This is a genomic window from uncultured Azohydromonas sp., assembly GCF_937926365.1.
Lineage (GTDB): Bacteria > Pseudomonadota > Gammaproteobacteria > Burkholderiales > Burkholderiaceae_C > Azohydromonas.
Genome location: NZ_CALAOH010000148.1, coordinates 1 through 26058, shown reverse-complemented (window position 1 = coordinate 26058; position 26058 = coordinate 1). Strand labels below are relative to the sequence as shown.

Genomic DNA, 26058 nt, shown 5'->3' with positions numbered 1-26058 from the left:
CCCACACAAGGTCTCTTGCCATGACAGCCGGCCACATCACCGAATTCACTGCCTACAACACGGCAATCCGGATGCATCTGCCCAGTGCAGCTGACCATATTCAGTCGCTGATTCGCACCCGGCAGGCCTTCTACGAGTGCGCGATGCTCGAAGACGTCGGGCCACGTCTGCCGGAGTCGGCCCTCGTGCTCGATGTGGGCGCCAATATCGGCAACCACACGGTGTTCTTCGCGAAGGTTCTGGGCTTGAAGACCGTCGCGGTGGAGCCCAACCCGGCGGCGCTGCAGCTGCTGCGCAGCAACATTGCACTGAACGGCCTTGAGGACCGTGTCGAGCTGCACCCCATCGCGCTTGGCGCCACGTCGGGCATTGGGCGCGTGCTGGATGATGATCCGCTCAACATGGGCCGCGCCCGAGTCGCGGTCAGCACCGATGCTGGACTCGCGGGCGTACCGATTCGCAGCCTCGACGAGGTGGTCGGAGAGCGACGTGTGCACCTGATCAAGATCGATGTCGAAGGCATGGAGATCGAGGTGCTGCGCGGTGCACGGCGCACGCTCGCTGCGAGCCGCCCGATGCTGCTGGCAGAGGCCGCCACCGTTGAAAATCTGCAGGCACTCGATGCTGAACTGCGTCCGTATGGCTACCGCCGCGTGCGCTGCTACAACGACACGCCCACCTACCTGTTCGTACACGGTGGGAGCGTTTTCGACAACGCGGTCGATGCGTTGCCGGCCGAGGTACGGCAAGCGCTGCCGCCCACGCGGCAGATCGTCGCCGGCATGGCCACGGTGCCCGGCAGCGAGGTAGCGCTACGCGCGGCAGTGAGCTCGCTGCTGCCGCAGGTGGACCGGCTCTACCTGTATCTCAACGGCTACCAGGCGGTGCCCGCATTCGTGCGCCACAACCCGAAGATCACTGCCCAACTTGACCCCGATGGCCGTCGCTGGGGCGACGCCGGCAAATTCTGGGGCTTAGCGCAATGCAGCGACGCGATCTACCTCAGCTGCGACGACGACATCCTCTATCCGGCCGACTATGTGCAGCGTCTGGTTGCCGAGTTGGCGCAAGACGGCGGTCGAAGCGTCGTGGGCGTGCACGGTGTGCTGATGTTGCAACCGTTCGACGGGTATTACCTCCCCGGCGCACGTAGCGTGCTGCACTTCGAACAGCGGCTGATGCGCCGGCGACGCGTGCACCTGCTGGCCACCAACTCGCTGGCGTTTCATACCGCTACCGTATCAATACGAATCGAGGACTTCGAACGCCCGAACATGGCTGACCTGTGGCTCGCACGGTACCTGCATCGCAAAGATATCGCGGCGGTAGCTGTTTCGCGACCGACGAAGTGGCTCTGCAGCCTGCCGGTGCAGCGCCAGACCATCTACGAGGCGTCGTCCAGCAGAAGCGGCACGGCCTTCGATACGTCTGCCGCGCAAAACGAGGTAGCCCGTTCGCTCGTGCCGTTCACGGTGCGCGGTGGCACCGCAGCGTCCGCGCCGCTGTACATCGTCGAGGTGCACGATGGGCGTGATCTCGACGAATTGTTGCAGGCGCTGGCGCGCGCCGCGCTCGACCCCCGCATCGTCGTGGTCGACGCGACAGCACAGGGCAGGTTGCGAACGCAGGTGCTGCGGCCGGACTTGCAGTGCGAGCTGCATTGGCTGCCCGCACGCGGCGATCCGGCGCAGCGCCTCCTGTACCGGCAGTTGGCCGCCGACCACCATACGGCCGTGCGCTGCATGTCACTCGAGCTACACGACGGCGTAAGCCGACTGCGTGACCTCGGTCCTCATGCGTGGCGTCAGCTGCTCGCAGACTGCTGAGCCGGCATCAATTTGAGAGTTTTTGGCCCGGTCCTTGGCTTTGGTCATGGTGCCGCGTGGCAAGCCACTTCGCGCAGGCGGCGGAATACGCTGCTGGGCCCTTTGAGGGGCGCCCTCCGCCGGCACTCCATGGGGCTTTCAAGCACGAAGGCGCGCACCAGCGGCTTCAGCGGCCAAGCATGCGCCAACCCCAGCACGTGCAGCTCGCCCGTGACCATGTGCACCCGGCAACCAGCGCCGCGCCCATGAGCGGCAGCCCTGTTATTGCCCGGGCGGTCGCCTTGTAGGAATTTGCCTGACACGGCCCCTGGAAGAAAAGGGACTCCAGTGACCGAGATGGGCCGATATTCGCCCGTTGTTCTGGCTTCTAGAGTCCGTACCACGCTGCAAACAGACCGTGACTCTTGTCAGAGACCGCCATGAACACCGACCAAATCCTTGCCGAGATCCGCGAAGCCAACCTGTCGTACCTGATGCTGGCGCAGAGCCTGATCCGCCTGGACCGCGAGCAGGCGCTGTACCGGCTGGGTGTCTCCGACGAGACGGCGGGCCTGATCGCGGCGCTCACGCCGGCGCAGATGCTCAAGATCGCCTCGGGCAACACGCTGCTGTGCCGCTTCCGCATGGACGACGACCTGGTGTGGAACCTGCTGACCAACCATGGCCGTGGCGCGGCCAACGACGGCGTGAACCGGCTGCATGCCTCGATCCTGATGGCCGGGCGCCACCAGGAAGCGGCCTGAGTCCGCCGCAGCCGTCCGTCCATCGCGCAACCGTTACCGCATCATCACCATGGCCCGCAACAAGAGCATCCTGTCCGAAGCCCGCCAGATCGAGCGCGCCGTCACCCTGATCAACCTGGGTGCGCGGCTGCAGGTGCTGGAGAGCGAGACCGACCTGAGCTACGAGCGGCTGCTGCGCCTATATAAAGAAGTGTCGGGCAAGAGCCCCAGCAAGGGCCAGCTGCCGTTCTCCACGGACTGGTTCATGACCTGGCAGCCCAACATCCACGCCAGTCTCTTCCTCAACATCCACGAGTACCTGAACAAGAGCGCGGCGCTGGAGGACATCGACATCGTCATCAAGGCCTACCAGCTGTACCTGGAGCAGACGCAGTGCCAGGGCCTGGAGCCGCTGCTGTCGGTCACGCGCGCCTGGCGCCTGGTGAAGTTCGTGGACAACGGCATGTTGTCGTTGACGACTTGCAGCCGTTGCGCCGGCCGCTTCGTGACGCACCCGCACGAGATCGCCAAGCACTATGTCTGCGGCCTGTGCAACCCGCCCGCGCGCGCGGGCAAGGGCAAGGCGGCGGGCAGCCTGTCGATGCATTGAACGCGGCACCGGCGGCGCCCCTGGGCTCAAGTCCGGGCCGGACGTGTCGATAAGCTCCTGGCCGCGGTCCTTGTCGTCCGTTGTTCCGCCGCGCCTCCGTGAAACTCGTTCGCCTGCCGCCGCAACTCCTCTTCGACATCACCGAGCTGCCTTTTGACGTCTTCAACGCGCAGGGCCAGCTGTTGTTGCCTGCGGGAACGCCCATCGACTACGCCGCGCGGCTGCAGCTGCTGCGCTGGGCGGTGTACGCCGAGGAGACGAACTCCCTGCCTTGGCGCCAGCAGATCGAGCAGTTGGCGGAGGAGCGCAAGGAACGCGCGCGCCGCGCCAGCGAGGACTACCTGCTGTCGTCGCGGCGCAGGAGCCTGAGCCAGGAGTGGACCATGGCCGCCATGGCGTTGGAGGCGGCGCTGCGTGAGCCGCGTGACGACGGCCGGTGGATTCGCGAGGCGCGCGAGCTGCGCGCCCGCGCGCGGCATCTGATGGATATCTCGCTGGACGCATCGGTGTGCCACCTCATCCATACCGGCGGCCTGCACACCAACCTCTACAGCTGCCACCAGTCGCTGCGCTGCATGGTCGTGGCCGGCGAGTGCGCGCGCGTACTGGGCTGGGACAGCGGGCGGATCGAATCGCTGGAGCTCTCGGCGCTGACGATGAACGTCTCCATCTGCCGGATGCAGGACATGCTGGCGCTGCGCGACACGGGCATCAGCGCCGGGCTGCGCGCGCAACTGGCGCAGCACCCGCGCGACGCGGCGCGGCTGCTGGCCGCCGCGGGCGTGACCGACGGGGTGTGGCTGGGCGCGGTCATGCTGCATCACGACAGCCAGTTCGACGCGCAGCCGCTGGCAGGGCTGTCCACGGCACAGCAGGCGGCGCGGCTGCTGCGCCGGGTTGACATCTTCTGCGCCAAGCTCAGCCGCCGCGGCCACCGCGCGCCCATGCCGGGGCTGCGGGCCGTGCGCGAGGCCTGCGTGGGCCCTGACGGCAAGCCCGACGAGATCGGCACGGCGCTGTTGCGCACGGTGGGCATGTACCCGCCGGGCAGCTTCGTGAGACTGGCCAGTGGCGAGTGCGCGCTGGTGCTGGCGCGCGGCAGCCGGGCGCATGCGCCGCGCGTGGCTGCGTTCGCCGACGCCAGCGGCGCGGCGCTGGCCCAGCCGAAGCTGCGCGACACGACGCAGGCGAGCCTTGCCGTGAAGGCGTCGCTGAGCCCGGCCGACGTGCACGAACGGCCCAATCACGAGAAGTTGTTGGCGTTGCTGCCGCGCTGACCCATTGCGCGCCGTCCCGTCGGGCTCAAGTCGTCCTGGTGGGGGCCGATACTAGGCCGACTCGCCAACTCACCCCATTTCATGTTCGTTCTCATAGGCTGGACCCTGGCGCTGAGCTGCATCTTCGGCGTGTTCGTCGTCCATGGCGGCAACATCGCCGTGGTGCTGCAGGCGCTGCCCTTCGAGCTCGTCACCATCGGCGGCGCGGCGCTGGGCGCGTTCGTGGCCAACAACCAGCCCAAGGTGCTCAAGGCCACGCTGCGCAGCCTGACGACGTGCTTCAAGGGCTCCAAGTACAGCAAGACGCGCTACCTGGAGCTCATGGCGCTGCTCTACGACATCCTGCAGAAGGCGCGCAAGGAAGGCCTCATCGCGATCGAGCATGACGTGGACGCGCCGGCGGAGTCGGCGCTGTTCCAGCGCTACCCCGTCGTCAGCGCCGACCCCCACGCCGTGGAGTTCATCACCGACTATCTGCGCATGATGGTCTCGGGCAACCTCAACGCGCACGAGATCGAAAGCCTGATGGACAGCGAGATCGAGACCCACCACGCCGAGGCGCATGCGCCCGCGGTGGCGATGACGCGCGTGGCCAACGGCTTGCCGGCCTTCGGCATCGTCGCGGCCGTGCTGGGGGTGGTCAACACCATGGGCTCCGTGGGCCAGCCCCCGGCGGTGCTGGGCGCCATGATCGGCTCGGCGCTGGTGGGCACCTTCCTGGGCATTCTGCTGTCCTATGCCATCTTCGAGCCGCTGGCCGGGCTCATGGAGCAAAAGGCCGACGAAGCCACCAAGGAGCTGCAGTGCATCAAGACCACGCTGCTGGCCTCGATGCAGGGCTACGCGCCGCAGGTGGCCATGGAGTTCGGGCGCAAGGTGCTCTATTCCACCGAGCGGCCGTCCTTTTCCGAGCTCGAAAACCACGTCAAGGGCAGGAAGTGATGCCCCAGGACGTTCAGGCCTGAGCCATGGCCGCCGACATCAAGGGCCAGCCGCCCATCATCATCAAGCGCGTGCGCAAGAGCGGGCACGTCTCGCACAGTGGCGCGTGGAAGATCGCCTATGCCGACTTCGTCACGGCGATGATGGCGTTTTTCCTGCTGATGTGGCTCATGGGTTCGCTCACCGAGGGCGACCGCAAGGGCCTGGCCGACTACTTCAACTCCCCCATGAAGTTCACGATGAGCGGCAGCGCCAGCACCGGTACGGGCGACGCCATGAGCATCATCAAGGGTGGAGGGCAGGATCTCTCGCGCAGCGCCGGCCAGGTCAAGCGCGGCGAAACGGACCCCGTGAGCGAGCACAACGCGCTGCGCCTGCTCAAGGGCGATCAGGCCCGCGCCGAGGTGCGCCAGCTCGAAGCGCTCAAGCTGCGCGTGCTGAAGAAGCTCACCGACAATCCGCGCCTGAACTCGCTGTCGCCGCAGATCAAGGTCGAGATGGTGCGCGACGGGCTGCGCATCCAGATCGTTGACGAACACAATCGGCCCATGTTCGCCAGCGGCAGCGCGGTGGTGCAGCCCTACATGCGCGAGCTGTTGCGCGAGATCGGCCAGACGCTGGCCAACATCTCCAACCACCTCACGCTCGAAGGCCACACCGACGCGCATCCGTACGCCGGCGGCGACCGCGGCTACAGCAACTGGGAGCTTTCCAGCGACCGGGCCAATGCCAGCCGGCGCGAGCTCGTTGCCGGAGGCCTGCCCGAAGATCGTGTCGTGCGTGTGCAAGGTCTCGCTTCGAGCGTGCTGTACGACCCGAAGGACCCGCTGAACCCGCAGAATCGGCGTATCAGCATCATCGTCATGAACCGCGAAGCCGAGGAGCGCTTCTTCCACAGCGCGTCGGGCCTGGCCCAGGCCCTGGACGCCAAGGACTCAAGCGTTCCCGGCGTCCCGCCGATAACCCCGGCGCCTCCCTCCATTCGCCCGCAACGCACACCATGAGCACCCCCACCGATCTGAAGTTCCTGATCGTCGACGACTTTTCCACCATGCGCCGCATCGTGCGCGGTCTGCTCAAGGAAATGGGTTGCCACAACGCCGATGAGGCCGAGGACGGCGCCATCGCGTTGAGCATGCTCAAGAACCAGAAGTTCGACTTCGTCGTCAGCGACATCAACATGCCCAACATGAACGGCTTCGATCTGCTGTCGGCGGTGAAGGCGGACCCGTCCCTCAAGCACCTGCCGGTGCTCATGGTCACGGCCGAGGCGCGCAAGGAGGACATCGTGCGCGCGGCGCAGAGCGGAGCGGCGGGCTACATCGTCAAGCCCTTCACCAAGGCCACGCTGGAAGAGAAGGTGCAGAAGATCCTGCAGAAGATGGCGGCCGGTGCCTGAAGTGATGGAGCGCGACATGAACCTTCCGGAAATACCTACGCCGAGCGCGCCGCTGATCGTTTCGCCCGAGGTGTTCCAGCAGCTCGGCGCCATCACGCGCATGCTGCACGACACGATGCAGCAGCTCGACGTGATGCCGCGGCTGCAGGCCGCCACCGACGGGCTGCCCGACGCGCGCAGCCGGCTGCAGTACATCGCCACCAAGACCGCCGACGCCGCCAACAAGGTGCTCAACTCGGTGGACCAGGCCAAGGCCGAGCAGCAGCGCATCGGCCAGGCCACGCGCGAGATGGCTGCGGCCATGGTGTCCAACCCCGTCAAGGCCGTGGCCTCCGGCGCGGTAATGAACTTCATGCATGACGTCGAGCAGGCCTCGGCGCGCATCGATGCTCACCTGACCGACATCATGATGGCGCAGGACTTCCACGACCTCACCGGCCAGGTGGTGGCCAAGGTGGTGAACCTGGCCAACGAGCTCGAGGACGGGCTGGTCAAGCTGCTGGTGCAGGTGATCCCGCCCGACCAGCGCGATAAGCTGCAAGCGCCGTCGGCGCTGGCCGCCGTGGCCCAGGAGCTCGACGGGCCGGTGGTCGATCCCACGGGACGCACCGACGTCGTCAGTGACCAGAGCGAGGTCGACGACCTGCTGGCCAGCCTGGGGTTCTGAGCAAGGGCATTTGCCCACTGAAGCGCCGCCATGGCTGACGAAGGCGCCCAGGACCGCCAGTTACCCGCATCGGAACGCAAGATCCGCAAGGCCCGCGAGGAGGGCCAGGTCGCGCGCTCGCGCGACCTGGGCCATTTCGCGGCGCTGGCCGTGGGAGGCGCGTTGCTGGTGGCCTTCGCGCCCCTGCTGGTCGAGCGGCTGCGGCAACTGCTGACGCACGGGCTGCGCTTCGATGCGCATGCACTCTCCAGCCCGCAGGTGATGCTGGAGCGGCTGTATGGGCTGGGGCTGCAGTTCCTGCTGCTGGTGCTGCCGCTGGGGCTGGTGATGGCGCTGGTGGCGGTGGCCGCGGCGCTGGGCGGCGGCGGCTGGAACTTCACCACGAAGGCGCTGCAACCCAATTTCACCCGCCTCAATCCGCTCACGGGCGTGGCGCGGCTGTTTTCCAAGGACCAGCTCGTGCAGACGCTCAAGGCCTGCCTGCTGGCACTGGTGCTGGGGCTGGTGGGTGCGCTGTACTTGCGCGCGCACCTGCAGGATTTCACGGCGCTGCTGACGCAGGCGCTGCCGCAGGCGCTGGCCGAAGGCGGTGCGCGGATCTACGGCGGCCTGGCGCTGCTGGTGGGGGTGCTGGCGCTGTTCGCGCTGGTGGACGTGCCGCTGCAGCGCTTCCTGCTGCTCAAGCGGCTGCGCATGAGCCACCAGGAGTTCAAGCAGGAGCACAAGGAGGCCGAGGGCAGCCCGGAAGTCAAGGGCCGCATCCGCCAGCGCATGCGCGAGGCGTCGCGCCGGCGCATGCTCGCGGCGGTGCCCAAGGCCGACTTGGTGGTGACCAACCCGACGCACTACGCCGTGGCGCTGCACTACGACGAGGCCACGATGGCCGCGCCGCGCGTGGTGGCCAAGGGAGCGGACCTGGTGGCGCAGCGCATCCGCGACCTGGCGCGCGAGCACAAGGTGCCGGTGCTGGAGGCGCCGCCGCTGGCGCGCGCACTGTATGCCCACGGCGAGCTCGAACGCGAGATTCCCAGCGCGCTGTTCGCCGCGGTGGCGCAGGTGCTGGCCTACGTGTGGCAGCTCAAGGCGGCCATGGCCGGGCGCGGCGCGATGCCCGGGGCGCTGCCGGCGCTGCCGGTGCCGGCGGACATGGACCCGCAGAACAAGGCCGGGCAGGGCTGATTCCAGTCCGCGCCGTCAATCAAGGGCTCCGTTCGCCCTGAGCCCGGTCGGGGGGCCCGGGGCGAACGGGTTCTGGTTGTTCAGGAATTGCTTGTGGTCCGTATCGGTTGGAAAAGCGAGTCGCTATGACGGCGGTCAACGCCCGTGCCCCTTGCACCGCTGCCGCCGCCATCCTGGCCCCGCGAACAGCGCCGTTTTCGGCCCGCTAATCCGGCTCAAGTTTTGGCGCGGGCTGGGAACAATCTCGGCCCATGAACACCTATCTCGCCCGGCTGCAGGCGGTGCTGGGCGTGGGGCCGGATCTCGTGCGCACGCTGGCGGCGCCGCTGTTCGTGGTCATGGTGCTGGCCATGATGGTGCTGCCGCTGCCGGCATTCGTGCTGGACATGCTGTTCACCTTCAACATCGCGATGGCGCTGATGGTGATGCTGACGGCCTCCAGCATGGTGCGTCCGCTGGACTTCGCCGCCTTCCCGGCGGTGCTGCTGGTGACGACGCTGCTGCGCCTGTCGCTGAACGTCGCCTCCACGCGCGTGGTGCTGCTGCAGGGCCACACCGGCACCGGCGCGGCCGGCCACGTCATCGAGGCCTTCGGCCACTTCCTCATCGGCGGCAACTTCACCGTGGGCCTGATCGTGTTCGCGGTGCTGGTGGTCATCAACTTCATCGTCGTGACCAAGGGCGCCGAGCGCATCGCCGAGGTCGGCGCGCGCTTCACGCTGGACGCCATGCCCGGCAAGCAGATGGCCATCGACGCGGACCTCAACGCCGGGCTCATCGACGAGGCCGAGGCCAAGCGCCGCCGCGCCGAGGTGGGTGACGAGGCCGAGTTCTTCGGCTCCATGGACGGCGCCAGCAAGTTCGTGCGCGGCGACGCGATCGCGGGGCTGCTGATCCTGTTCATCAACATCGTGGGCGGCTTCACCATCGGCATGGTGCAGCACGACCTGAGCGCGGCGCAGGCGGCCAACACCTACGTGCTGCTGGCCGTGGGCGACGCGCTGGTGGCGCAGATTCCGGGGCTGCTGATCTCGGTGGCCGCGGCGATGGTGGTCTCGCGCGTGGGCAAGGACGCCGACGTGGGCAGCCAGATCGGCGCGCAGCTCTTCGGCTCGCCGCGCACGCTGGGGATGGCCGCGGGCATCGTGGGCGGGCTGGGGCTCATCCCCGGCATGCCGCACCTGGTGTTCCTGCTGCTGGCCACGGCGCTGGGCGCGGGCGCGTGGCGCATGCACCAGGCCGCGCGGCGCCAGGCGGCGCAACCCGCGCCCCAGCCCGAGGCCGTGCACAGCGGCGACGCCGAGGCGAGCTGGGACGACCTCGTGCCCGTGGACGCGCTGGGGCTGGAAGTGGGCTACCGGCTCATCACGCTGGTGGACAAGTCGCGCAACGGCGACCTGCTCAGCCGCATCAAGGGCGTGCGCAAGAAGTTCGCGCAGGACGTGGGCTTCCTGCCGCCGGCGGTGCACATCCGCGACAACCTGGAGCTGCGCCCCAGCGCCTACCGCGTGACGCTGCGCGGCGCGGTGGTGGGCGAGGGCGAGGCCTTCCCCGGCATGCTGCTGGCCATCAACCCCGGCGGCGCCACGCAGAAGCTGCCCGGCACCACCACCACCGACCCGGCCTTCGGGCTGCCGGCGGTGTGGGTCGAGGAGCGGCTGCGCGAGCAGGCCCAAATGGGCGGCTTTACGGTGGTTGATTGCTCGACCGTGGTCGCCACGCACCTCTCACACTTGATGCAGGTCCACGCCGCGAAGCTGCTGGGCCGCACCGAGACCCAGCAGTTGGTGGACCACGTGGCCAAGCTCGCACCCAAGCTCATCGAGGACGTGATTCCCAAGGTCGTGGCCATCCCCGTGCTGCAGAAGGTGCTGCAGCTGCTGCTGGAGGAGGGCGTGCACATCCGCGACATGCGCTCCATCGTCGAATGCCTGGTGGAGAACGCCGCGGTAGCCGCCGACCCGGCCGAGCTGGCACGCCGGGTGCGTGTGCACCTGGCCCCGGCCATCGTGCAGCAGATCTACGGCCCGGTGCGCGAACTCGACGTGATCGCCATCGAGCCGGGGCTGGAGCGCCTGGTGACGCAGGCGCTGAACTCCCCGCACGGCGCGGCGCTGGACCCCGGCGTGGCCGAGGCCCTGACCCGCGGCGCCGCCGACACCGCGCAGCGCCAGGAGGAGCTGGGCCAGCCCGCGTGCCTGCTGGTGCCCGACGCCATCCGCACGCCCATGGCCCGCCTGCTCAGGCGCGCCGCGCCGCGCCTGAAGGTGCTGGCGCACAGCGAGATTCCTGAAACCCACACCATCCGGATCGCCTCGATCATCGGAGGCACAGCATGAACGTCAAACGCTTCACCGCGCGCAGCCCGCGCGAAGCCCTGCAACTGGTGCGGCAGGCATTCGGCGACGAGGCCGTCGTTCTGTCCACGCGTCCGTGCCCGGAGGGCGTGGAAGTGCTGGCCATGCCGCACGACGGCATGCGCCAGATCGAGAGCCTGGCCTCGGGCCTTCCGGTGCGGCAGCCGCCCCAGCCGGTGCCCACGCCAAGGCCACAGCAGGCCCGCAAGCCTCAGCAGTCCCAGCCGCTGCAGCCACAGCCCGCCGCGGGCGGCGGCATGGGCATGAGCACGCTGTCGTTCCAGGAGTACGTGCGCGAGCGCATGCTCAAGCGGCGCCAGGCCGAGCTGTCGCGCACGCAGGTGCCGGTGCTCACGCCGATGGCGGCTGCCGTCAGCGCGGTCGGCAAGATGGCCGCCACGGCCATCCCCGCGCGGCCGGTGCGGCCGGTGCAAGCGCAACCGGTGCAGGTGCAGTCGATCCAGGTGCCGCCAGTCCCGGTGCGGCCCATCCAGGCACCGCCGGCCACGATGGCGGCGATGCCCGTGTTGCCGGTGGCCGTGCAACCGGTGCCGGTACCGCCGGAGCCGGCACAGCCGTTGCCGGTACCGCCGGTCCAGGTGCCGCCGGCGTATGAGCTGCCGGTCCTGAGCGAGGCGATCCAGGGGCCGGCGCCGGATGCGGCGGCACCCGTGGCGCTGGAGGCCGTGGAGCAGGCGGTGGCGCCGGTGATGGCCGACCTGCGCCGCGAGCAGGGCGAGATGCTCAACGAGCTGCGCTCGGCGCGCGCGATGATCGAGCAGCGCCTGGACGCGCTGGCCTATGCCGACCAGCTCCAGCGCAACCCGGCGCAGGCCGCGCTGTCGCAGCGGTTGCTGGAGTGCGGCTTCTCGCCCGGGCTCATCCGCAAGCTCGGCTCGGGGTTGCCGCAGGACGCGGGCGACCCGCTGGCCTGGGCCGCGGGCGTGCTGCAGCGCAACCTCTGCGGCGCCGAGGCCGAGGTGCCGCTGGAGGCGGAGTGCGGCGTGTACGCGCTCATCGGCTCCACCGGCGTGGGCAAGACCACCACCACCGCCAAGCTGGCCGCGGCCTGCGCCACGCGCCACGGCCCGGGGCAGCTCGGCCTGATCACGCTGGACGCCTACCGGGTGGGCGCGCACGAGCAGCTGCGCGCCTACGGCCGCATCCTGGGCGTGCCCGTGCACACCGCGCACGACCGCACCTCGCTGGAGGATCTGCTGTCGCTGCTGGGCGGCAAGAAGATGGTGATCATCGACACGGCAGGCATGGCGCAGCGCGACGAGCGCACGCGCGAGCTGCTGGACATGCTGGTGCACCCGTCAATCCGGCGGCTGCTGGTGGTCAACGCCGCCTCGCAGGGCGAAACCATCGACGATGTGATGCACGCCTGGCGCGCTGCGCAATGCCGCGGCGTGATCCTGTCCAAGCTGGACGAGGCGGTGAAGCTGGCGCCGGCGCTGGATGCGGTGATCCGCCACCGGCTGCGCGTGGTGGGTGTGGCCACTGGACAGCGCGTGCCCGAGGACTGGCACCGCCTGTCGGCTCAGGCGCTGGTGGAGCGCGCGCTGCGCCCGGCCAGCGCCGCGGTGTACCGGCTGCAGTCCGACGACGTGAGCCTGGTGCTTTGCGGTGCGGGTCGCGGCGCTCCGGGTGCGGCTCCGGTGCTGGCCTGAGGAGAAGGCAAGGCATGCGCAGTCTGCTTTCCCGACGACAGCCTTCGTTGAGCGACCGGACCGACCAGGCCGCGGGCTTGCGCCGTCTCTTCAGCGGCGGCGCGCACCAGCGATTCGTGCCCGTGGCGGCCAATCCGCATGTGGGCGGCGTGGAGCTGCTGCTGGAGCGGCTGACGGCGGCGCTGGCCGCGCAGGGCGGCAACACGCTGATCATCGACGCGGCTGAAAGCGCGCCCGAGGCGGCGCCGGCGGTGCTGGAGGACCCGGCGCTGGGCATCGAGCCGCTGGGCAACGGGCTGTCCTACCTGGCCGCGCGCGGCCTGCCGGCGCGGCTGCTGGCGGCCCAGGGCAGCGCCGCGCAGTGGCTGCAGCACCTGGCGCGGTCGGCGCCGCAATGCGACGTGCTGATGGTGCATGCAGGCGCCGCCGAGCTCAGCCGCTTCTTCGAAGGCCGCGCGGTCAACCCGCTGCTGCTGGCCGGCGAGGACGCCGACAGCCTGGCGCACGCGCTGGCGAGCCTGCGGCTGCTGGGCTCGCGCCACCGCTGCACGCGGTTCGACTTGCTGCTGGGCGCACCGATGTCCTCGCCGCAGGCCGCGCGCGCCGTGCGCCACCTTGCCGGTTGGGCGCGCAACCGCCCGGGTGCGGCGCTGCGCGAGGGCGTGGCCGTGGACCCGGCGCGCGGAGGGGCCGCCGCCACGGTGCCGGCGTCGCTGGCGCGGCTGGCCGCGGCACTGCTCGAAACCGAAGAACGGCAAGCGGACCAGGGCTGGCATCCGGGCGGCGACGCCGCGCTGGACAGCACCCCGTCCGCAAGAAATTGAAAAACAAGGATGCCCCGGGAGCGTTGGAGCATGTACACCGTCAAAGGCCGCCTGAAGAACGATGCGTTACTGGCGCAGTACAGCCCGCTGGTGCGGCGCCTGGCTCACCAGATGATTGCCAAGCTGCCGGCCAACGTTGAGGTCGCCGACCTGATCCAGGTCGGGATGATGGGGCTCAACGACGCGCTGGGGCGCTTCGACGCCAACCAGGGTGTGCAGTTCGAAACCTTCGCCACCCAGCGCATCCGCGGTGCGATGCTCGACGAGCTGCGCGGGGCGGACTGGATGAGCCGCGGCAACCGGCGCCAGCAGCGTGAGATCGAGGCCGCCGTGCACCGGCTGGAGCACCGCCTCGGCCGCGCGCCGCTGGAGAGCGAGATCGCCGCCGAGATGGGGCTCGCGCTGGCCGACTACCAGGAACTGCTGGGCAAGGTGCGCGGCACGCAGCTGCTGTACCTGGAGGACATGGCCGGCAGCGGCAGCGACGGCGACGAGGACTTCCTGGACCGCCACATCAGCGAAGCCGAGGCCAACCCCATGGCGCGGCTGCAGGACCGGCGCATGCGCGAGGCGCTGGTGGCGGCCATCGAGGGCCTGCCCGAGCGCGAGCAGTACGTCATGAGCATGTACTACGAGCACGACATGAACCTCAAGGAGATCGCCGCCGTGCTCGGCGTGACCGAGTCGCGGGTGTGCCAGCTCCACAGCCAGAGCATCGCCCGGCTGCGCGCGAAGCTGCGCGACTGGTAAGCCCGTGCCGCGCTGAGCCAACGCCTTGATACGTAACCGCACGCCCTCCCGGGTGTGCGTGCGCCGGCCGCGGCATACCCTTCCCCGGAACCCATGCGTGGTGGGTGTTGGGGGATTGACATGCGTTCCCACTGGAAATGGCCGTGCCGGCTGCTCGTCGTCGTGATGCTGGGCGGCGGGGCCGCGGCGGGTGCCGCGCCGGGCCTGCCGGCCGACGGCGTGTACCGCCTGGAGAACCAGTGCGGCCACCGCGTGCTGGAAGTGCAGGGCGGTGCCGCGCAGGCCGAGGCCGCGCTGCAGCTGGGCCGTTGGCGGTCGCAACCGCACCAGCGCTGGCGCCTGGAGCGGCTGCCCGACGGGGACTGGCGGTTGACGGCGCAGCACAGCGAGCTGGTGCTCGACGGCGCCGGGGCGGCGTTCCGGCAGGGTGCGTGGACCGAGCTGGCCAGCCAGCGCGTGCTGCTGCAACCGCTGGGCGACGGCTGGGTGCGGCTGGTTTCGCGCCACAGCGGCCTGGCGCTGGGCGCCGCCACCGATGCCGACGGCGCCGAGGCGCAGTCGCAGGCGCTGAGCGCGGACTGTTCCCAGGCCTGGCGCCTGGTGTCGGTGGAGGCGGCCGGCACGCCGGCCGACCTGCGCATCGTGCGCGGCCAGGGCCAGGTCGCCCCGGTGAACACGCGGCTGCCGGTCGCGCCGATGGTGCGGGTGGTGGACAACAACGGCGTGGCGGTGGTGGGCGTGTCGGTGCGCTTCAGGGTGGTGGACGGCGGGGGCACGATCACCGGTGCCTTCGCCACGACCAACGGTGAAGGCAACGCGCGGCTGGGCAGCTGGACGCTGGGACCGGTGGCGGGGCGGCAGCGGCTGTCCGTGAGCACGCCGGGCCTGGCCGAGGCCGTGATCCAGGCCACGGCGCTGTCCGACGGTGCGCGCCTGGAGGCGCCGGAAGCCAACGATCACCAGATGGCGCCGGCCGGCGCCGCGCTGCCGCGGCCGGCGGTGGCGCTGGTGCGCGATGCCAATGGCCGGCCGGTGAGCGGCGTGGCGGTGACGTTCACGCCCAGCGACGGCGGCAGCATCGGCCAGGGCACGGTGCTCAGCGGCGCCGATGGCCGCGCCCATGCCGGCACCTGGCGGCTGGGGCCGGGGCAGGGGCCGCAGACGCTGGACGTGCGCGCCACGGGCTACGCCAGCACGCAGCTCGAAGCCACGGCGCTGCCCGCGGGCGCGCCGACGCTGGTGCGCGACGTGTACATGCGCAACGTGTTCGAGGTCTGGGACATGGCTTTCGCGCCCGGCGGCGTGATGCTCTACACCGAGCGCGGGCGGGGGCTGTGGGCGCGCCTGCCCGGCGGCGCGCAGCGGCGGCTGTTCGCGCCGGCGGACCTCGTCAGCGCCACCAACAGCGGCATGCTGGGCCTGGCGCTGGACCCGGAGTTCGGGCTCAACCGCCGCGTGTACGTGTTCATGGCCTCCAGTGCCGGCGGGGGGCGCGACAACCGCGTGGTGCGGCTGCGCGTGAAGCCGGACTGGTCGGGGGTGGATTCGCGCAAGGACATCGTCACCGGCATCCCGTTCCAGAACAAGGTCGGGCTGGTGGGCCAGCACTCGGGCGGCGCGCTGGCCTTCGTGGGCAAGGAGCTGCTCATCAGCACGGGCGACCTGCGCGACGGCCCGGTGCCGCAGAACCCGAGGTCGCTGGGCGGCAAGGTGCTGCGCGTGGACCGCGAGGGCCGGGCCTCGGCCGCGGGCCAGGCGCCGGCCGGGGCCGATGCGCGCATCTGGGTGCAGGGCCTGCGCAACGGGCAGGGCCTGGCGGTGCAGCCGGGGACGCGGCGGCCCTACCTGATCGAGCACGGCTCGGGCAACAACGACGAGGTCACGCCGCTGCGCGCGGGCAACGGTGGCTGGGACCCGCGTCCGCGCCCGCTGGGCAGCCCGGATGCGCTGTGCCCCAGCGGCCAGGCGCTGAGCTACTGCGGCTATGCCGGCACGCCCATGACCGACACCGGGCTGTACCCGGGGGCGCTGCGCCCGGCCTGGCGCTCGGGGCTGCCCGCGCGCGGCACGGGCGGCGGCGGCTTCGTCACGGGCGCGGCCTGGAAGGCCTGGGCCGGCGCGCTGGTGATCGGGCAGATGTCGGGGCGGCGGCTGCTGGTGCTGCAGCTCGCCGACGGCGGCAACGCCGTGAGCGCGGTCACGCCGCTGCTGGAGGGGCTCAACGTGCGGCTGCGCAACGTGGAGCAGGGCCCCGACGGCGCGCTCTACGTCAGCACCTCCAGCGACAACAACCAGAGCAACGTGCGTACGCAGGTGTGGCGGCTGGCGCCGGTGGGAGGGCAGTGAGCCCGGCTGCGCTTGCGTCCTCGCCATTCCCGCGAAGTGGGGTGCGAAGCGTCTTGGCTAACGGGATGCGATAGCACTTCGACTTTCCCAGGGCGGCACTGAACGAAAAAGGCCCGCTCGCGCGGGCCTGATCAAGGCTGGTTGCGGGCGCGGCTCAGGCGCGCACCATGCCGCTGCGCGTGGGCCGGTCGGCGAGGCCGGCGGCGCCGTAGACGGAGCCGCCGGCGTTGAGGCCGGGCAGCAGCACGTCGATGGCGCGGTCCAGCGCGGCGGTGGCGCGTGCCAGCGCTTCCCGCTGCGCGGCCACCTGGCTGCCCGCGCGCGCCAGGCGCATGCGCAGCGCCGGGGGCACGCTGCCGCTGCGCGCGGCCTGCGAGAAACGGTTCACGGCGGTGGCCAGTGCCTGGTGCAACTGCTCGGCTTGTCGCTCCATCGCGGCGGCATCGCGCTCGCGCAGGGAGTCGCTCAATCCCAGCAGGTTCGCCTCCAGCACAGCCAACGTGCCTTCGAGCTCAACGGCGGTGGACGTGGTGTCGGCGAGGGGGGTGTTCATGAGGTGGTCTGCAGCGGGTTGAATCTCAGTGCCGAGGGGGACGCGCCAGGAGTTCCTGGGCGTTGTCTAGGAGCTTGTCGGCGATGGCGCCGGCATTGATGCGAAAACTGCCGTCACGGATGGCCTGCGCGATGCGCTCGACCTTCGCGGCGTCGAAGCTGGCGTCCTCGCCGCCGAGCAGCGAGGCGGCGGCGGAAGACAGGGCCACCTGCGTGCTGCTGCCGGCGCTGGCCGGGCTGCTGGACGACGAGCGCGCGACGGGGCGATCGCCTGTTGCCGTGATGCGCGCGGACGGAAGGTCAAGGTGGCCGATTTTCATGAGCGTTCTCCGGGTGCGGACTGAGCAGGCCCGACCAATATGTCCGTGGTATCGGTCACGGTCTGGAGAACTTTAGGTTGGACTACCGATGGCGGGGGGACCCGCTTGCGGGCAGCCGGTGCGTATGCATGGCTTTCGCAGTGGCGCGGCCCGCGTCTCATGGCGTGATCTCCGCCTGGCGCGGCGCCACGGGCAACGCGCTGACGATGCGGCCGCTCTCGGTGCGCAGCCGCACGGCCTGGCCTTCCAGGCCGGGGCCCAGCGCCTGGGCCTCGCCGCTGACGCTGTAGCCCGCGCCCTGCGCCACCAGGCGCACGGTGTCGCCGGCGGCGAACCACTGGCGACTACGCAGGCTGGCGCGGTGGAGCGTGTCGCCGGCGTTCATGTCCCGCGCCAGGGGGCGTCCGAGCGCCTGTTCCAGTTGCATCAGCGCGGGGCTGCGGTCCGAGGCCACGTCCACGTCCTTGAGCTCCAGGTGCGCGGCTTCCAGCGCCGTGCCCGCGGGCAGCGATTGCGTGAGCACCAGTGCGGGCGCAAACACCTTCACCGTCACGGGCAGCGACACGTTCCACGCCGCGCCCTGCGCGCAGCGCAGCCCGATGCGGGCGCGGCCCCACATGCGCTGGTTCGGCGGCACGTAGGGCTGCACCTGCGCGCAGGGCGCCAGGCGCAGCCGCGCGTCGAGCGTGCCCAGCTCCAGCTGCACGCGCGCCCCCGGCAACTCGGCCACGCCGGCCTGCGCCGCCTGCTGCGCCATCTCGCGCACCCGCGCCAGCAGCGCCGGATCGAGCGGCGCCGTGGCGGCCGGCGCGCTGGACTGCGCCCACGCGGCACACGCCGCGGACGCCAGGCCCAGGGCCAGCAGGTGGTTGAGGGCAAGCCATTTCACGAGGGGCACTGTAGGACGCGCCGGCGCGGGGCATGCGCCGGAATTGCGCCCGGTTCATGCCGCTTATTTCACGGGCGGCGCGCGCGGGGCTGCCCACAATGCCAGCCATCGGAAAACCCGCGCTGCCATGCTCAACCGCCTCACCTCAACCCTGAACTTCCAGTCCGAGGCCTTGACGCTGCGCTCGGAGCGGCAGCGCGTGCTGGCCAGCAACATCGCCAACGCCGACACCCCGGGCTACCAGGCGCGCGACATCAGCTTCGCGCAGGCGCTGCGCGAGGCCACCGGCCAGGGCGGCGACCTCACGGTCACGTCCATGGGCGGCGTCGCACGGCTGGCCACCACGGCCGCGGGCCACCTCAGCGCCGCACCCGCCAGCCTGGACCGCACGGTGGGCACCGCGCAGCTGGCCTACGCGCAGCCCGCGCAGACCAACCTGGACGGCAACTCCGTGGACATGGACCGCGAGCGCGCGGCCTTTGCCGACAACAGCGTCAAGTACGAGGCGACGCTGCGCTTCATCAACGGCAGCGTGCGCACCATGCTCGATGCCATCAAGGGCCAGTGAATGAAGTTGCGCCCTCAGCCGGTCTGCGTTCGGGCGGAGCCCGTCGAAGCCCTGGCGCCTGCAAGCCCTTCGACAAGCTCAGGGCGAACCGAAGAGAAATACGCAAGGAACGCCGCATGAGCCTTCTGAACATCTTGAACGTGGCCGCCAGCGCCGTGAGCGCGCAGAGCCAGCGGCTGAACGTGGTGTCTTCCAACCTGGCCAACGCCGACACCGTGGCCGGCCCCGACGGGCAGGCCTACAAGGCGCGCCAGGTGGTGTTCCAGACCGAGCTCATGGGCGCCCAGGGCCACGCCGGCGTGCGCGTGAGCGCCATCAACGAGAACGACACGCCCGGGCGCCGCGCCTTCGACCCCAAGCACCCGGCGGCCGACGCCGAGGGCTACGTGACCTTCAGCAACGTCAATCCGGTGGAGGAGATGGTCAACATGATCTCGGCCTCGCGCTCCTACCAGAACAACGTCGAGGTCATGAACACCGCCAAGAGCCTGCTGCTCAAGACGCTGCAGATGGGCCAGTCCTGACCAACCCCCCCGTCCCATCGCATGAGCACCATCGACTCCACCAATCCCTTCGCGGCGCTGTCCAGCAGCACCGCCAGCAGTTCATCCAAGAAGAGCGGCGAGGCCGGCAGCCAGGACCGCTTCCTCACGCTGCTGGTGGCGCAGATGCAGAACCAGGACCCGCTCAACCCGATGGACAACGCGCAGATCACCAGCCAGATGGCGCAGATCAACACCGTCTCGGGCCTGGAGAAGGTCAATGCGTCCATCGCCGCGCTGAGCACGCAGTTCATGCAGATGCAGACGCTGCAGGGCGCGAGCCTGGTGGGGCGCGGCGTGGTGGTGGAGGGCAACCGCCTCACCGCCGCCGACGCCGAGGGCACCCGGCTGCAAGGCGGCTTCGAGCTTGCCAACGCGGCCGACCAGGTGCAGGTGGAGATCCTCGACGGCGCCGGGCACGTGGTGGACACGGTGCAGCTGGGCGCGCAGACCACGGGCCGCCACGCCTTCGAATGGACGCAGCCGGCGGACAAGGCCGCGGGCAGCACTTTCCGCATCGCCGCCACCAGCGGTGCGACCAAGCTCACCACCACCGCGCTGATGAGTGACCTCGTCGAGGCGGTCAGCACCAGTGGACAGTCGCTGCAGCTGCAACTCAGCCGCAGCGGCACCGTGAACTACGACGCCGTCAAGGCCTTCAACTGAAGAACAAGGACTCGCCATGAGCAGCTTCCCGCAAGGCCTCTCCGGCCTCAACGCCTCCAGCAAGAACCTGGAAGTCATCGGCAACAACATCGCCAACGCCAACACCTTCGGCGCCAAGACCTCGCGCGCCGAGTTCTCGCACGTGTACACGGCGGCCCTGGGCCAGGGCGGGGCGGTGCAGGCGGGCGCGGGCGTGCGCGTCGACACCGTGTCGCAGCAGTTCACGCAGGGCAACATCACCGACACCGGGCGATCGACCGACCTGGCCATCAGCGGCGAGGGCTTCTTCCAGGTCAGCGACGGCATCAACCCGACGATGTACACCCGCAACGGCCAGTTCAAGGTCAACAACGCGGGTGAGATCGTCAACAACGACGGGCTGCGCCTGATGGGCTACGGCGTCAACGCCACCGGCCAGATCATGTCCGGCACCCTGCAGGGGCTGCGCGTGCCTACCGCCAGCGTTGCGCCCCGCGCCACCAGCGAGATCAAGCTGGAAATGAACCTGGACTCGCGTTCCACGCTGAAGAGCACGGCGCTGGCGGACGCGCAGAAAGCCGCGGATGCAGCCTACCAGGACAAGGTAAAAGTCGAGGCTCCGAAGACAGCGGCTGTCGCGGCCAAGAAGGCCGTGGATGACGCGAAGGAAAAAATCGACCTCGCTAAGCAGGCGGACCCTGACCTGGTTCAAGCCAAGCAAGATGCGTTTGATGCTCTTGACGGATTGGATCCGACTTCGGCCGCCTACAAATCGGCCAAGCTTGCTGACGACAAGGCTACCGCCGCCCTGGCCGCCAAAGGCTTTGCCGACGCCGCCAAGGCCATCAGCAACATGAAGAGCCTTGAAGATGCCCAAGAGAAGGCGGAGGAAACCATGAACGCGATCCCGGATCTGGCGGCGAATATCGCGAAGGCAACCGATACGCTGCAGGACGCGACGGATATTCTCAAGTTGACCCACTCGGCCATGGCCTTTGATCCAGCCGACACCGCCACCTACAACTACGCCACCTCGCAGACAGCCTACGATGCGCTGGGCCAGGAAGTGACGCTCAACTATTACTTCCAGAAGGGTGCCACCGACCCGGAGACTAACCAAACGAGTTGGAATGTCTTCGTCAGCGCCAACGGCCAACTGCTGCAGGACGCGGACAACAAGAATCTGCGACTGGAGCTGGCCTTCGAGGGGAACGGCGCCAAGCCCATCAGCGATTCGCCCTCGGTTTTCCAACTCGCGATCCCTGGCACGGACGATGGCAAGGGCCTCAAGACCCTGCCGCTCGCGGTCCAGTTCGACCTGTCCAAGGCCACTCAGCGCAGCCTGACCACCGCGGTGAGCAAGCCCTACCAGGACGGCTACGCCCCGGGCAACGTCAGCAGCATCAACGTCCAGGAGGATGGCACGGTGCTGGCGCTGTACAGCAACGGCAAGACCTTCACGGCCGGGCAGGTGGAGCTGGCCAAGTTCGTCAACCCGCAGGGGCTGCAGCCGCTGTCGGGCAACCTGTGGGCGGGCACGCCGACCTCGGGCGAGCCCGTGCGCGGCACGCCGGGCAGCGGCGTGGTGGGCAAGATCCAGTCCGAGGCGCTGGAGGAGTCCAACGTGGACATCGCCAGCGAGCTGGTCAACATGATCACGGCGCAGCGCTCCTACCAGGCCAACGCGCAGACGATCAAGACGCAGGACCAGGTCATGCAGACCCTGATCAACCTGCGCTGACGCCCAGCGCGACTGACACGCCACCAGAGAAGGAAGCGCCGCCGTGGACCGCATGATCTATCTCTCGATGACCGGGGCCAAGGCGGCGCTGCAGCGCCAGGAGGTGCTCTCCAACAACCTGGCCAACGTCTCCACCGGCGGCTTCCGCGCCGAGATGGCGGCGTTCCGCGCCGTGCCGGTGCGCGGCGACGGCGCCAGCACCCGCGTGCCGGCGCTGGAGACCACCGTGGGCTACAACCCCGACCCCGGCCCGATCCAGACCACCGGGCGCAACCTGGACGTGGCGATGGAAGGCGGCGCCTGGCTGGCGGTGCAGGCGCTGGACGGCACCGAGGCCTACACGCGCGCGGGCTCGCTGGAGGTGGACGCGCAGGGCCAGCTCGTCACGCGCTCGGGCCTGCCCGTGCTGGGTGACGGCGGCCCCATCGACGTGCCGCCCAACAGCAGCGTGAGCATCGCCGCCGACGGCACGCTCAGCGCCACCGGGCCCGAGGGCCGCCCCACGCAGCTCGGCCGCCTCAAGCTGGTCACGCCCGACGCGCCGCTGCAACGCGGCAGCGACGGGCTGTTCCGCGGCGCCGAGGGCGAGCTGCCGGCCGACCCCGGCGCGCGGCTGCGCGACGGCGCGCTCGAAGGCAGCAACGTCAGCCCCATCGAGACGATGGTGGCGATGATCTCCGCGGCGCGGCAGTTCGAGCAGCAGATGAAGCTCATCCAGACCGCCGAGCGCCAGGAGCAGGGCGCGCAGAAGCTGCTGTCCAACAGCGCGGGCTGACAAAGGTTTCCAAGGTTCCCGAACCCGGTATTGCGTTCGTCCTGATGCTTCGATACCTCAGCACAGGGCGCGCCTTTGGCGCGTCGAAGGATGAACGGCCCCTGCCGGGAGGCCGCCGTCGCAGCCTGTCGGATTCGTACTTCGATACCTCAGTACGAACGGATCACTTCATTGACAAGTGACACCGAATAAGGCCGTGCGCCCCTGCGGCTCAAGCTCCGCCAGGCGCGGCCGATAACTGGGCGACAAACACCTTGTTATTCGCACGCTGCCCCGGGCCGGAGGCGCGCGAAGATCGCCCGCAGCATCGAGGAGAAGCGCCCCATGATCCGTTCGCTGTGGATCGCCAAGACCGGCATGGAAGCCCAGCAGACCAGGCTGGACACCATCACCCACAACCTGGCCAACGTCTCGACCAACGGCTACAAGCGCACGCACGCCGTGTTCGAGGACCTGATGTACCAGAACCTGCGCCAGAGCGGCGCCGCCAGCTCCGAGCAGACGCAACTGCCCACGGGGCTGCAGCTCGGCCTGGGCGTGCGCCCGGTGGCCACCTCGCGCAACTTCACGCAGGGCAACCTGCAGCAGACGGGCAACCACCTGGACCTGGCCGTCAAGGGGCAGGGCTTCTTCCAGATCCAGATGCCCGACGGCACCACCGCCTACACCCGCGACGGCGCCTTCCAGCTCGACGCCAACGGCCAGCTCGTCACCAACGCGGGCTACGCCGTGCAGCCCGGCATCACCGTGCCGGCCACCGCGTTGAGCGTGACGGTGGGTGGCGACGGCGTGGTCTCGGTGCAGATGCCCGGCCAGGCCACGCCCACGCGCGTGGGCCAGCTGCAGCTGGCGCAGTTCATCAATCCCGCCGGGCTGGAGCCGCGCGGGCAGAACCTGTTCGTCGAGACGGCCTCCTCGGGCACGCCCACCACCGGCAACCCGGAAGCCGATGGGCTTGGCGCCCTGGCGCAGGGCTTCGTCGAGACCTCCAACGTCAGCGTGGTGGAGGAGCTGGTGTCGATGATCCAGACCCAGCGTGCCTACGAGCTCAACTCCAAGGCCGTCAGCACCTCCGACCAGATGCTGCAGAAGCTCTCGCAGCTCTGAGGCAACGCAGCAACGCATCCGTGCCATGAGGACCCCGCGCACCATGCCCCTGGCCGCCGCCGCGCTGGCCGCGCTGCTGGCGCTGGGCGGCTGCGCCTCGGTGAACGAGTACCGCGCCCCGCGCGTGGAGATGCCCGACACCACCCCCGTGCTGCCCGCGGCCCCGCCGGCGCCGGCCGCCGCCAACGGCGCGATCTTCCAGGGCGCGACCTACCGGCCGCTGTTCGAGGACCACCGCGCGCGGCTGCCCGGCGACACGCTCACGGTGCAGATCGTCGAGGCCGTGAGCGCCAGCCAGAAGTCCACCAGCTCCGTGGACAAGAGCGGCGAGGTCGATGCCAGCGTGAGCCGGCTGCCGCTGCTCAACAGCTCCTCCTCGCTGCTGGGCCGGCTGGGTGCGGGCGCAAGCTCCAGCAACACCTTCTCCGGCGCCGGCGCCACGGCCAGCAGCAACGACTTCTCCGGGACCATCACGGCCATGGTCACGGGCGTGCTGCCCAACGGCCACCTGCTCGTTGCCGGCGAGAAGCAGATCGGCGTCAACGCCAACGTGGACGTGCTGCGCTTTTCGGGCCAGGTCGATCCGCGCGCCATCCAGCCGGGCAACGTGGTGCCCAGCGCCAGGATCGCCAACGTGCGCGTGGAGCATCGCGGCCGCGGGCAGCAGGCCGACGCGCAGCTCATGGGCTGGCTCGGCCGTTTCTTCCTCAACGTGCTGCCCTTCTGATTTCCGAGCAAGACATGAACGAGATGGCGCTGTCCCCCTTCGAGCCGCGGCGGCTGTTGCCGCGGCTGCTGTCGCTGGGGGCCCTGCTGGGCGCGCTGGTGCTGGCGCTGCCCGCGCCGGCGCACGCGGTGCGCATCAAGGAAGTCGCCGCCGTGCAGGGCGTGCGCAACAACCAGCTCACGGGCTACGGCCTGGTGGTGGGCCTGGACGGCACCGGCGACCAGACCACGCAGGCGCCCTTCACCACGCAGAGCCTCAACGCGATGCTGCAGCAGATGGGCGTGACGGTGCCCCCGGGCACCACCATGCAGCTGCGCAACGTGGCGGCGGTGATGGTCACGGCGGTGCTGCCGCCCTTCGCGGTGCCGGGGCAGGCCATCGACGTCAACGTCTCCTCGATGGGCAACGCCAAGAGCCTGCGCGGCGGCACGCTGGTGGCCACGCCGCTCAAGGGCGCCGATGGCCAGATCTACGCCCTGGCGCAGGGCAACCTGGTGGTGGGCGGCGCCGGCGCCTCGGCCAACGGCTCCAAGGTGCAGATCAACCACCTCAGCGCCGGGCGCATTCCCGAGGGCGCCACGGTCGAACGCGAGGTGGCCACGCCGCTGCAGCAGGGCGAGGTGCTGAGCCTGGGCCTCAACGCCGCGGACTTCGACACCGCGCGCCAGGTGGCCCAGACCATCAACCGCGCCAAGGGCGCGGGCACGGCGATGGCGCTGGACGGCCGCGTGGTGCGCGTGCGCATGCCCGTGGGGGCCGACGAGCGCGTGGCCTTCCTGGCCGACATCGAGAACCTGCCGCTGGAGCTGGCGCGCCCGGCGGCCAAGGTGGTGCTCAACGCGCGCACCGGCTCGGTGGTGATGAACGAGGCGGTGACGCTGGGGGCCTGCGCGGTGGCGCACGGCAGCCTGTCGGTGACCATCAACACCACGCCGCAGGTCAGCCAGCCCAATCCGTTCAGCCAGGGCCAGACGGTGGTGACGCCGAAGTCCGACATCGCCATCACGCAGCAGGGCGGCAACCTGGTGCAGATGCCCGCGGGCACCCAGCTCGCCGACGTGGTCAAGGCGCTGAACCTGCTCGGCGCCACCCCGCAGGACCTGCTGGCGATCCTGCAGGCGATGAAGAGCGCCGGCGCGCTCAATGCCGAGCTGGAGGTGATCTGATGCGAACCCCGCAAGCACGCCGCGCCGGCCGCCCCCGCTCCCCGCAGCCCGGGAGGACGGCATGACGGCCCTGCCGCGCTCCTACGAGGCCGCTCCGGCCGGCCTGGCCGCCGATGCGAGCTCGCTGGACTCGCTGCGCAACCGCGCCGCAAGCGACCCCCGGGGCGCCGCCAGGGAGGTGGCGCGGCAGTTCGAGGCCCTGTTCATGCAGGAGATGCTCAAGAGCATGCGCCAGGCCACGCAGGCCAGCGGGCTGCTCGACAACGAGGGCACCAAGCTCGGCACCGAGCTGCTGGACCAGCAACTCGCGACCCAGATGAGCGGCCTGCCCGGCGGCCTCAGCGGCGCGTTGCTGAGGCAACTCGAACGCGGCCTGGGCGTGGGCCTGGGCACGGGCGCGGGCGCCTTGCCCGGCGCCGCCGCGGGTGGCCGCGGCGCCGTGGCCGCGCCGCTG

Annotated in this window: 26 protein-coding genes; 23 read left to right on the top strand and 3 right to left on the bottom strand. The window is 70.0% G+C overall.

Annotation, left to right across the window (positions count from 1 at the left end; all coding sequences use genetic code 11):
* The first annotated feature begins 20 nt into the window (after nt 1-20).
* The 14 genes from Q0741_RS15990 (at nt 21) to Q0741_RS15925 (ending at nt 16572) form a co-directional block, all read left to right on the top strand.
* Entirely contained in the window at nt 21-1826 is a 1806-nt protein-coding gene (locus Q0741_RS15990) for an FkbM family methyltransferase (protein WP_298234194.1), read from the top strand.
* Nucleotides 1827-2245: 419 nt separating this feature from the next.
* Complete coding sequence (flhD, locus tag Q0741_RS15985; protein WP_298234193.1) at nt 2246-2569, top strand: flagellar transcriptional regulator FlhD; 324 nt, start codon at nt 2246-2248, stop codon at nt 2567-2569.
* A 49-nt stretch (nt 2570-2618) separates the two neighbouring features.
* Nucleotides 2619-3158: a flagellar transcriptional regulator FlhC gene (gene flhC / locus Q0741_RS15980; protein WP_298234192.1), complete on the top strand. Its 540-nt coding sequence runs from the start codon at nt 2619-2621 to the stop codon at nt 3156-3158.
* A 98-nt stretch (nt 3159-3256) separates the two neighbouring features.
* Nucleotides 3257-4435, top strand: a complete 1179-nt coding sequence (locus Q0741_RS15975; protein ID WP_298234191.1) for a hypothetical protein — start codon at nt 3257-3259, stop codon at nt 4433-4435.
* Between the two features lie 81 nt (nt 4436-4516).
* Nucleotides 4517-5377: a flagellar motor stator protein MotA gene (gene motA, locus Q0741_RS15970; RefSeq protein WP_298234190.1), complete on the top strand. Its 861-nt coding sequence runs from the start codon at nt 4517-4519 to the stop codon at nt 5375-5377.
* Between the two features lie 26 nt (nt 5378-5403).
* Nucleotides 5404-6381 carry a flagellar motor protein MotB gene (gene motB, locus Q0741_RS15965; RefSeq protein WP_298234189.1) on the top strand — a complete coding sequence of 326 codons (978 nt, stop codon included), beginning with the start codon at nt 5404-5406 and terminating at the stop codon, nt 6379-6381.
* Complete coding sequence (locus Q0741_RS15960) at nt 6378-6776, top strand: response regulator (RefSeq protein ID WP_298234188.1); 399 nt, start codon at nt 6378-6380, stop codon at nt 6774-6776. Before motB ends, Q0741_RS15960 begins: the two co-directional genes overlap by 4 nt.
* A 16-nt stretch (nt 6777-6792) precedes the next feature.
* Complete coding sequence (locus Q0741_RS15955) at nt 6793-7443, top strand: protein phosphatase CheZ (protein ID WP_298234187.1); 651 nt, start codon at nt 6793-6795, stop codon at nt 7441-7443.
* A 30-nt stretch (nt 7444-7473) separates the two neighbouring features.
* Nucleotides 7474-8622: a flagellar biosynthesis protein FlhB gene (gene flhB / locus Q0741_RS15950; RefSeq protein ID WP_298234186.1), complete on the top strand. Its 1149-nt coding sequence runs from the start codon at nt 7474-7476 to the stop codon at nt 8620-8622.
* 251 nt (nt 8623-8873) lie between these two features.
* Nucleotides 8874-10961 (top strand): flagellar biosynthesis protein FlhA, encoded by a 2088-nt coding sequence (flhA, locus tag Q0741_RS15945; protein ID WP_298234185.1) that lies wholly within the window; start codon nt 8874-8876, stop codon nt 10959-10961.
* The gene (flhF, locus tag Q0741_RS15940; protein ID WP_298234184.1) at nt 10958-12652 is read left to right on the top strand and encodes a flagellar biosynthesis protein FlhF; all 1695 of its coding nucleotides are present in this window, start codon (nt 10958-10960) and stop codon (nt 12650-12652) included. The genes flhA and flhF overlap by 4 nt, the downstream gene beginning before the upstream one ends.
* 14 nt (nt 12653-12666) lie before the next feature.
* A complete protein-coding gene (locus Q0741_RS15935; RefSeq protein WP_298234183.1) occupies nt 12667-13476 on the top strand; it encodes a flagellar biosynthesis protein in 810 nt (269 codons plus the stop codon).
* A 30-nt stretch (nt 13477-13506) separates the two neighbouring features.
* Nucleotides 13507-14226, top strand: coding sequence for an RNA polymerase sigma factor FliA (locus Q0741_RS15930; protein WP_298234182.1), 720 nt, complete (start codon nt 13507-13509; stop codon nt 14224-14226).
* Nucleotides 14227-14346: 120 nt separating this feature from the next.
* Nucleotides 14347-16572 carry a PQQ-dependent sugar dehydrogenase gene (locus tag Q0741_RS15925; RefSeq protein ID WP_298234181.1) on the top strand — a complete coding sequence of 742 codons (2226 nt, stop codon included), beginning with the start codon at nt 14347-14349 and terminating at the stop codon, nt 16570-16572.
* Nucleotides 16573-16726: 154 nt separating this feature from the next.
* Here Q0741_RS15925 and Q0741_RS15920 read toward each other — a convergent pair whose 3' ends face one another.
* From Q0741_RS15920 to flgA, 3 genes are all read right to left on the bottom strand, one after another.
* Complete coding sequence (locus Q0741_RS15920; RefSeq protein WP_298234180.1) at nt 16727-17125, bottom strand: hypothetical protein; 399 nt, start codon at nt 17123-17125, stop codon at nt 16727-16729.
* Nucleotides 17126-17150: 25 nt separating this feature from the next.
* On the bottom strand, nt 17151-17444 hold the full coding sequence (gene flgM / locus Q0741_RS15915) for a flagellar biosynthesis anti-sigma factor FlgM (RefSeq protein ID WP_298234179.1): 294 nt from the start codon (nt 17442-17444) through the stop codon (nt 17151-17153).
* Nucleotides 17445-17601: 157 nt separating this feature from the next.
* Nucleotides 17602-18333, bottom strand: coding sequence for a flagellar basal body P-ring formation chaperone FlgA (flgA, locus tag Q0741_RS15910; RefSeq protein ID WP_298234178.1), 732 nt, complete (start codon nt 18331-18333; stop codon nt 17602-17604).
* A gap of 127 nt (nt 18334-18460) precedes the next feature.
* Between flgA and flgB the strand changes: the two genes are divergently transcribed.
* The 9 genes from flgB to Q0741_RS15865 form a co-directional block, all read left to right on the top strand.
* Entirely contained in the window at nt 18461-18901 is a 441-nt protein-coding gene (flgB, locus tag Q0741_RS15905; RefSeq protein WP_298234177.1) for a flagellar basal body rod protein FlgB, read from the top strand.
* Between the two features lie 116 nt (nt 18902-19017).
* Nucleotides 19018-19425: a flagellar basal body rod protein FlgC gene (flgC, locus tag Q0741_RS15900; protein WP_028998245.1), complete on the top strand. Its 408-nt coding sequence runs from the start codon at nt 19018-19020 to the stop codon at nt 19423-19425.
* 21 nt (nt 19426-19446) lie between these two features.
* A complete protein-coding gene (locus Q0741_RS15895) occupies nt 19447-20109 on the top strand; it encodes a flagellar hook capping FlgD N-terminal domain-containing protein (RefSeq protein ID WP_298234176.1) in 663 nt (220 codons plus the stop codon).
* 16 nt (nt 20110-20125) lie between these two features.
* A complete protein-coding gene (locus Q0741_RS15890; RefSeq protein WP_298234175.1) occupies nt 20126-21829 on the top strand; it encodes a flagellar hook protein FlgE in 1704 nt (567 codons plus the stop codon).
* A 43-nt stretch (nt 21830-21872) separates the two neighbouring features.
* Nucleotides 21873-22604, top strand: coding sequence for a flagellar basal-body rod protein FlgF (gene flgF / locus Q0741_RS15885; protein WP_298234174.1), 732 nt, complete (start codon nt 21873-21875; stop codon nt 22602-22604).
* Between the two features lie 324 nt (nt 22605-22928).
* Nucleotides 22929-23711: a flagellar basal-body rod protein FlgG gene (gene flgG, locus Q0741_RS15880; protein WP_298234173.1), complete on the top strand. Its 783-nt coding sequence runs from the start codon at nt 22929-22931 to the stop codon at nt 23709-23711.
* 25 nt (nt 23712-23736) lie between these two features.
* Nucleotides 23737-24438, top strand: coding sequence for a flagellar basal body L-ring protein FlgH (locus Q0741_RS15875; RefSeq protein WP_298234172.1), 702 nt, complete (start codon nt 23737-23739; stop codon nt 24436-24438).
* Nucleotides 24439-24452: 14 nt separating this feature from the next.
* Nucleotides 24453-25604, top strand: coding sequence for a flagellar basal body P-ring protein FlgI (locus Q0741_RS15870; protein WP_298234171.1), 1152 nt, complete (start codon nt 24453-24455; stop codon nt 25602-25604).
* Nucleotides 25605-25665: 61 nt separating this feature from the next.
* A partial coding sequence (locus tag Q0741_RS15865; protein WP_298234170.1) for a rod-binding protein occupies nt 25666-26058 on the top strand: 393 nt, incomplete at its 3' end.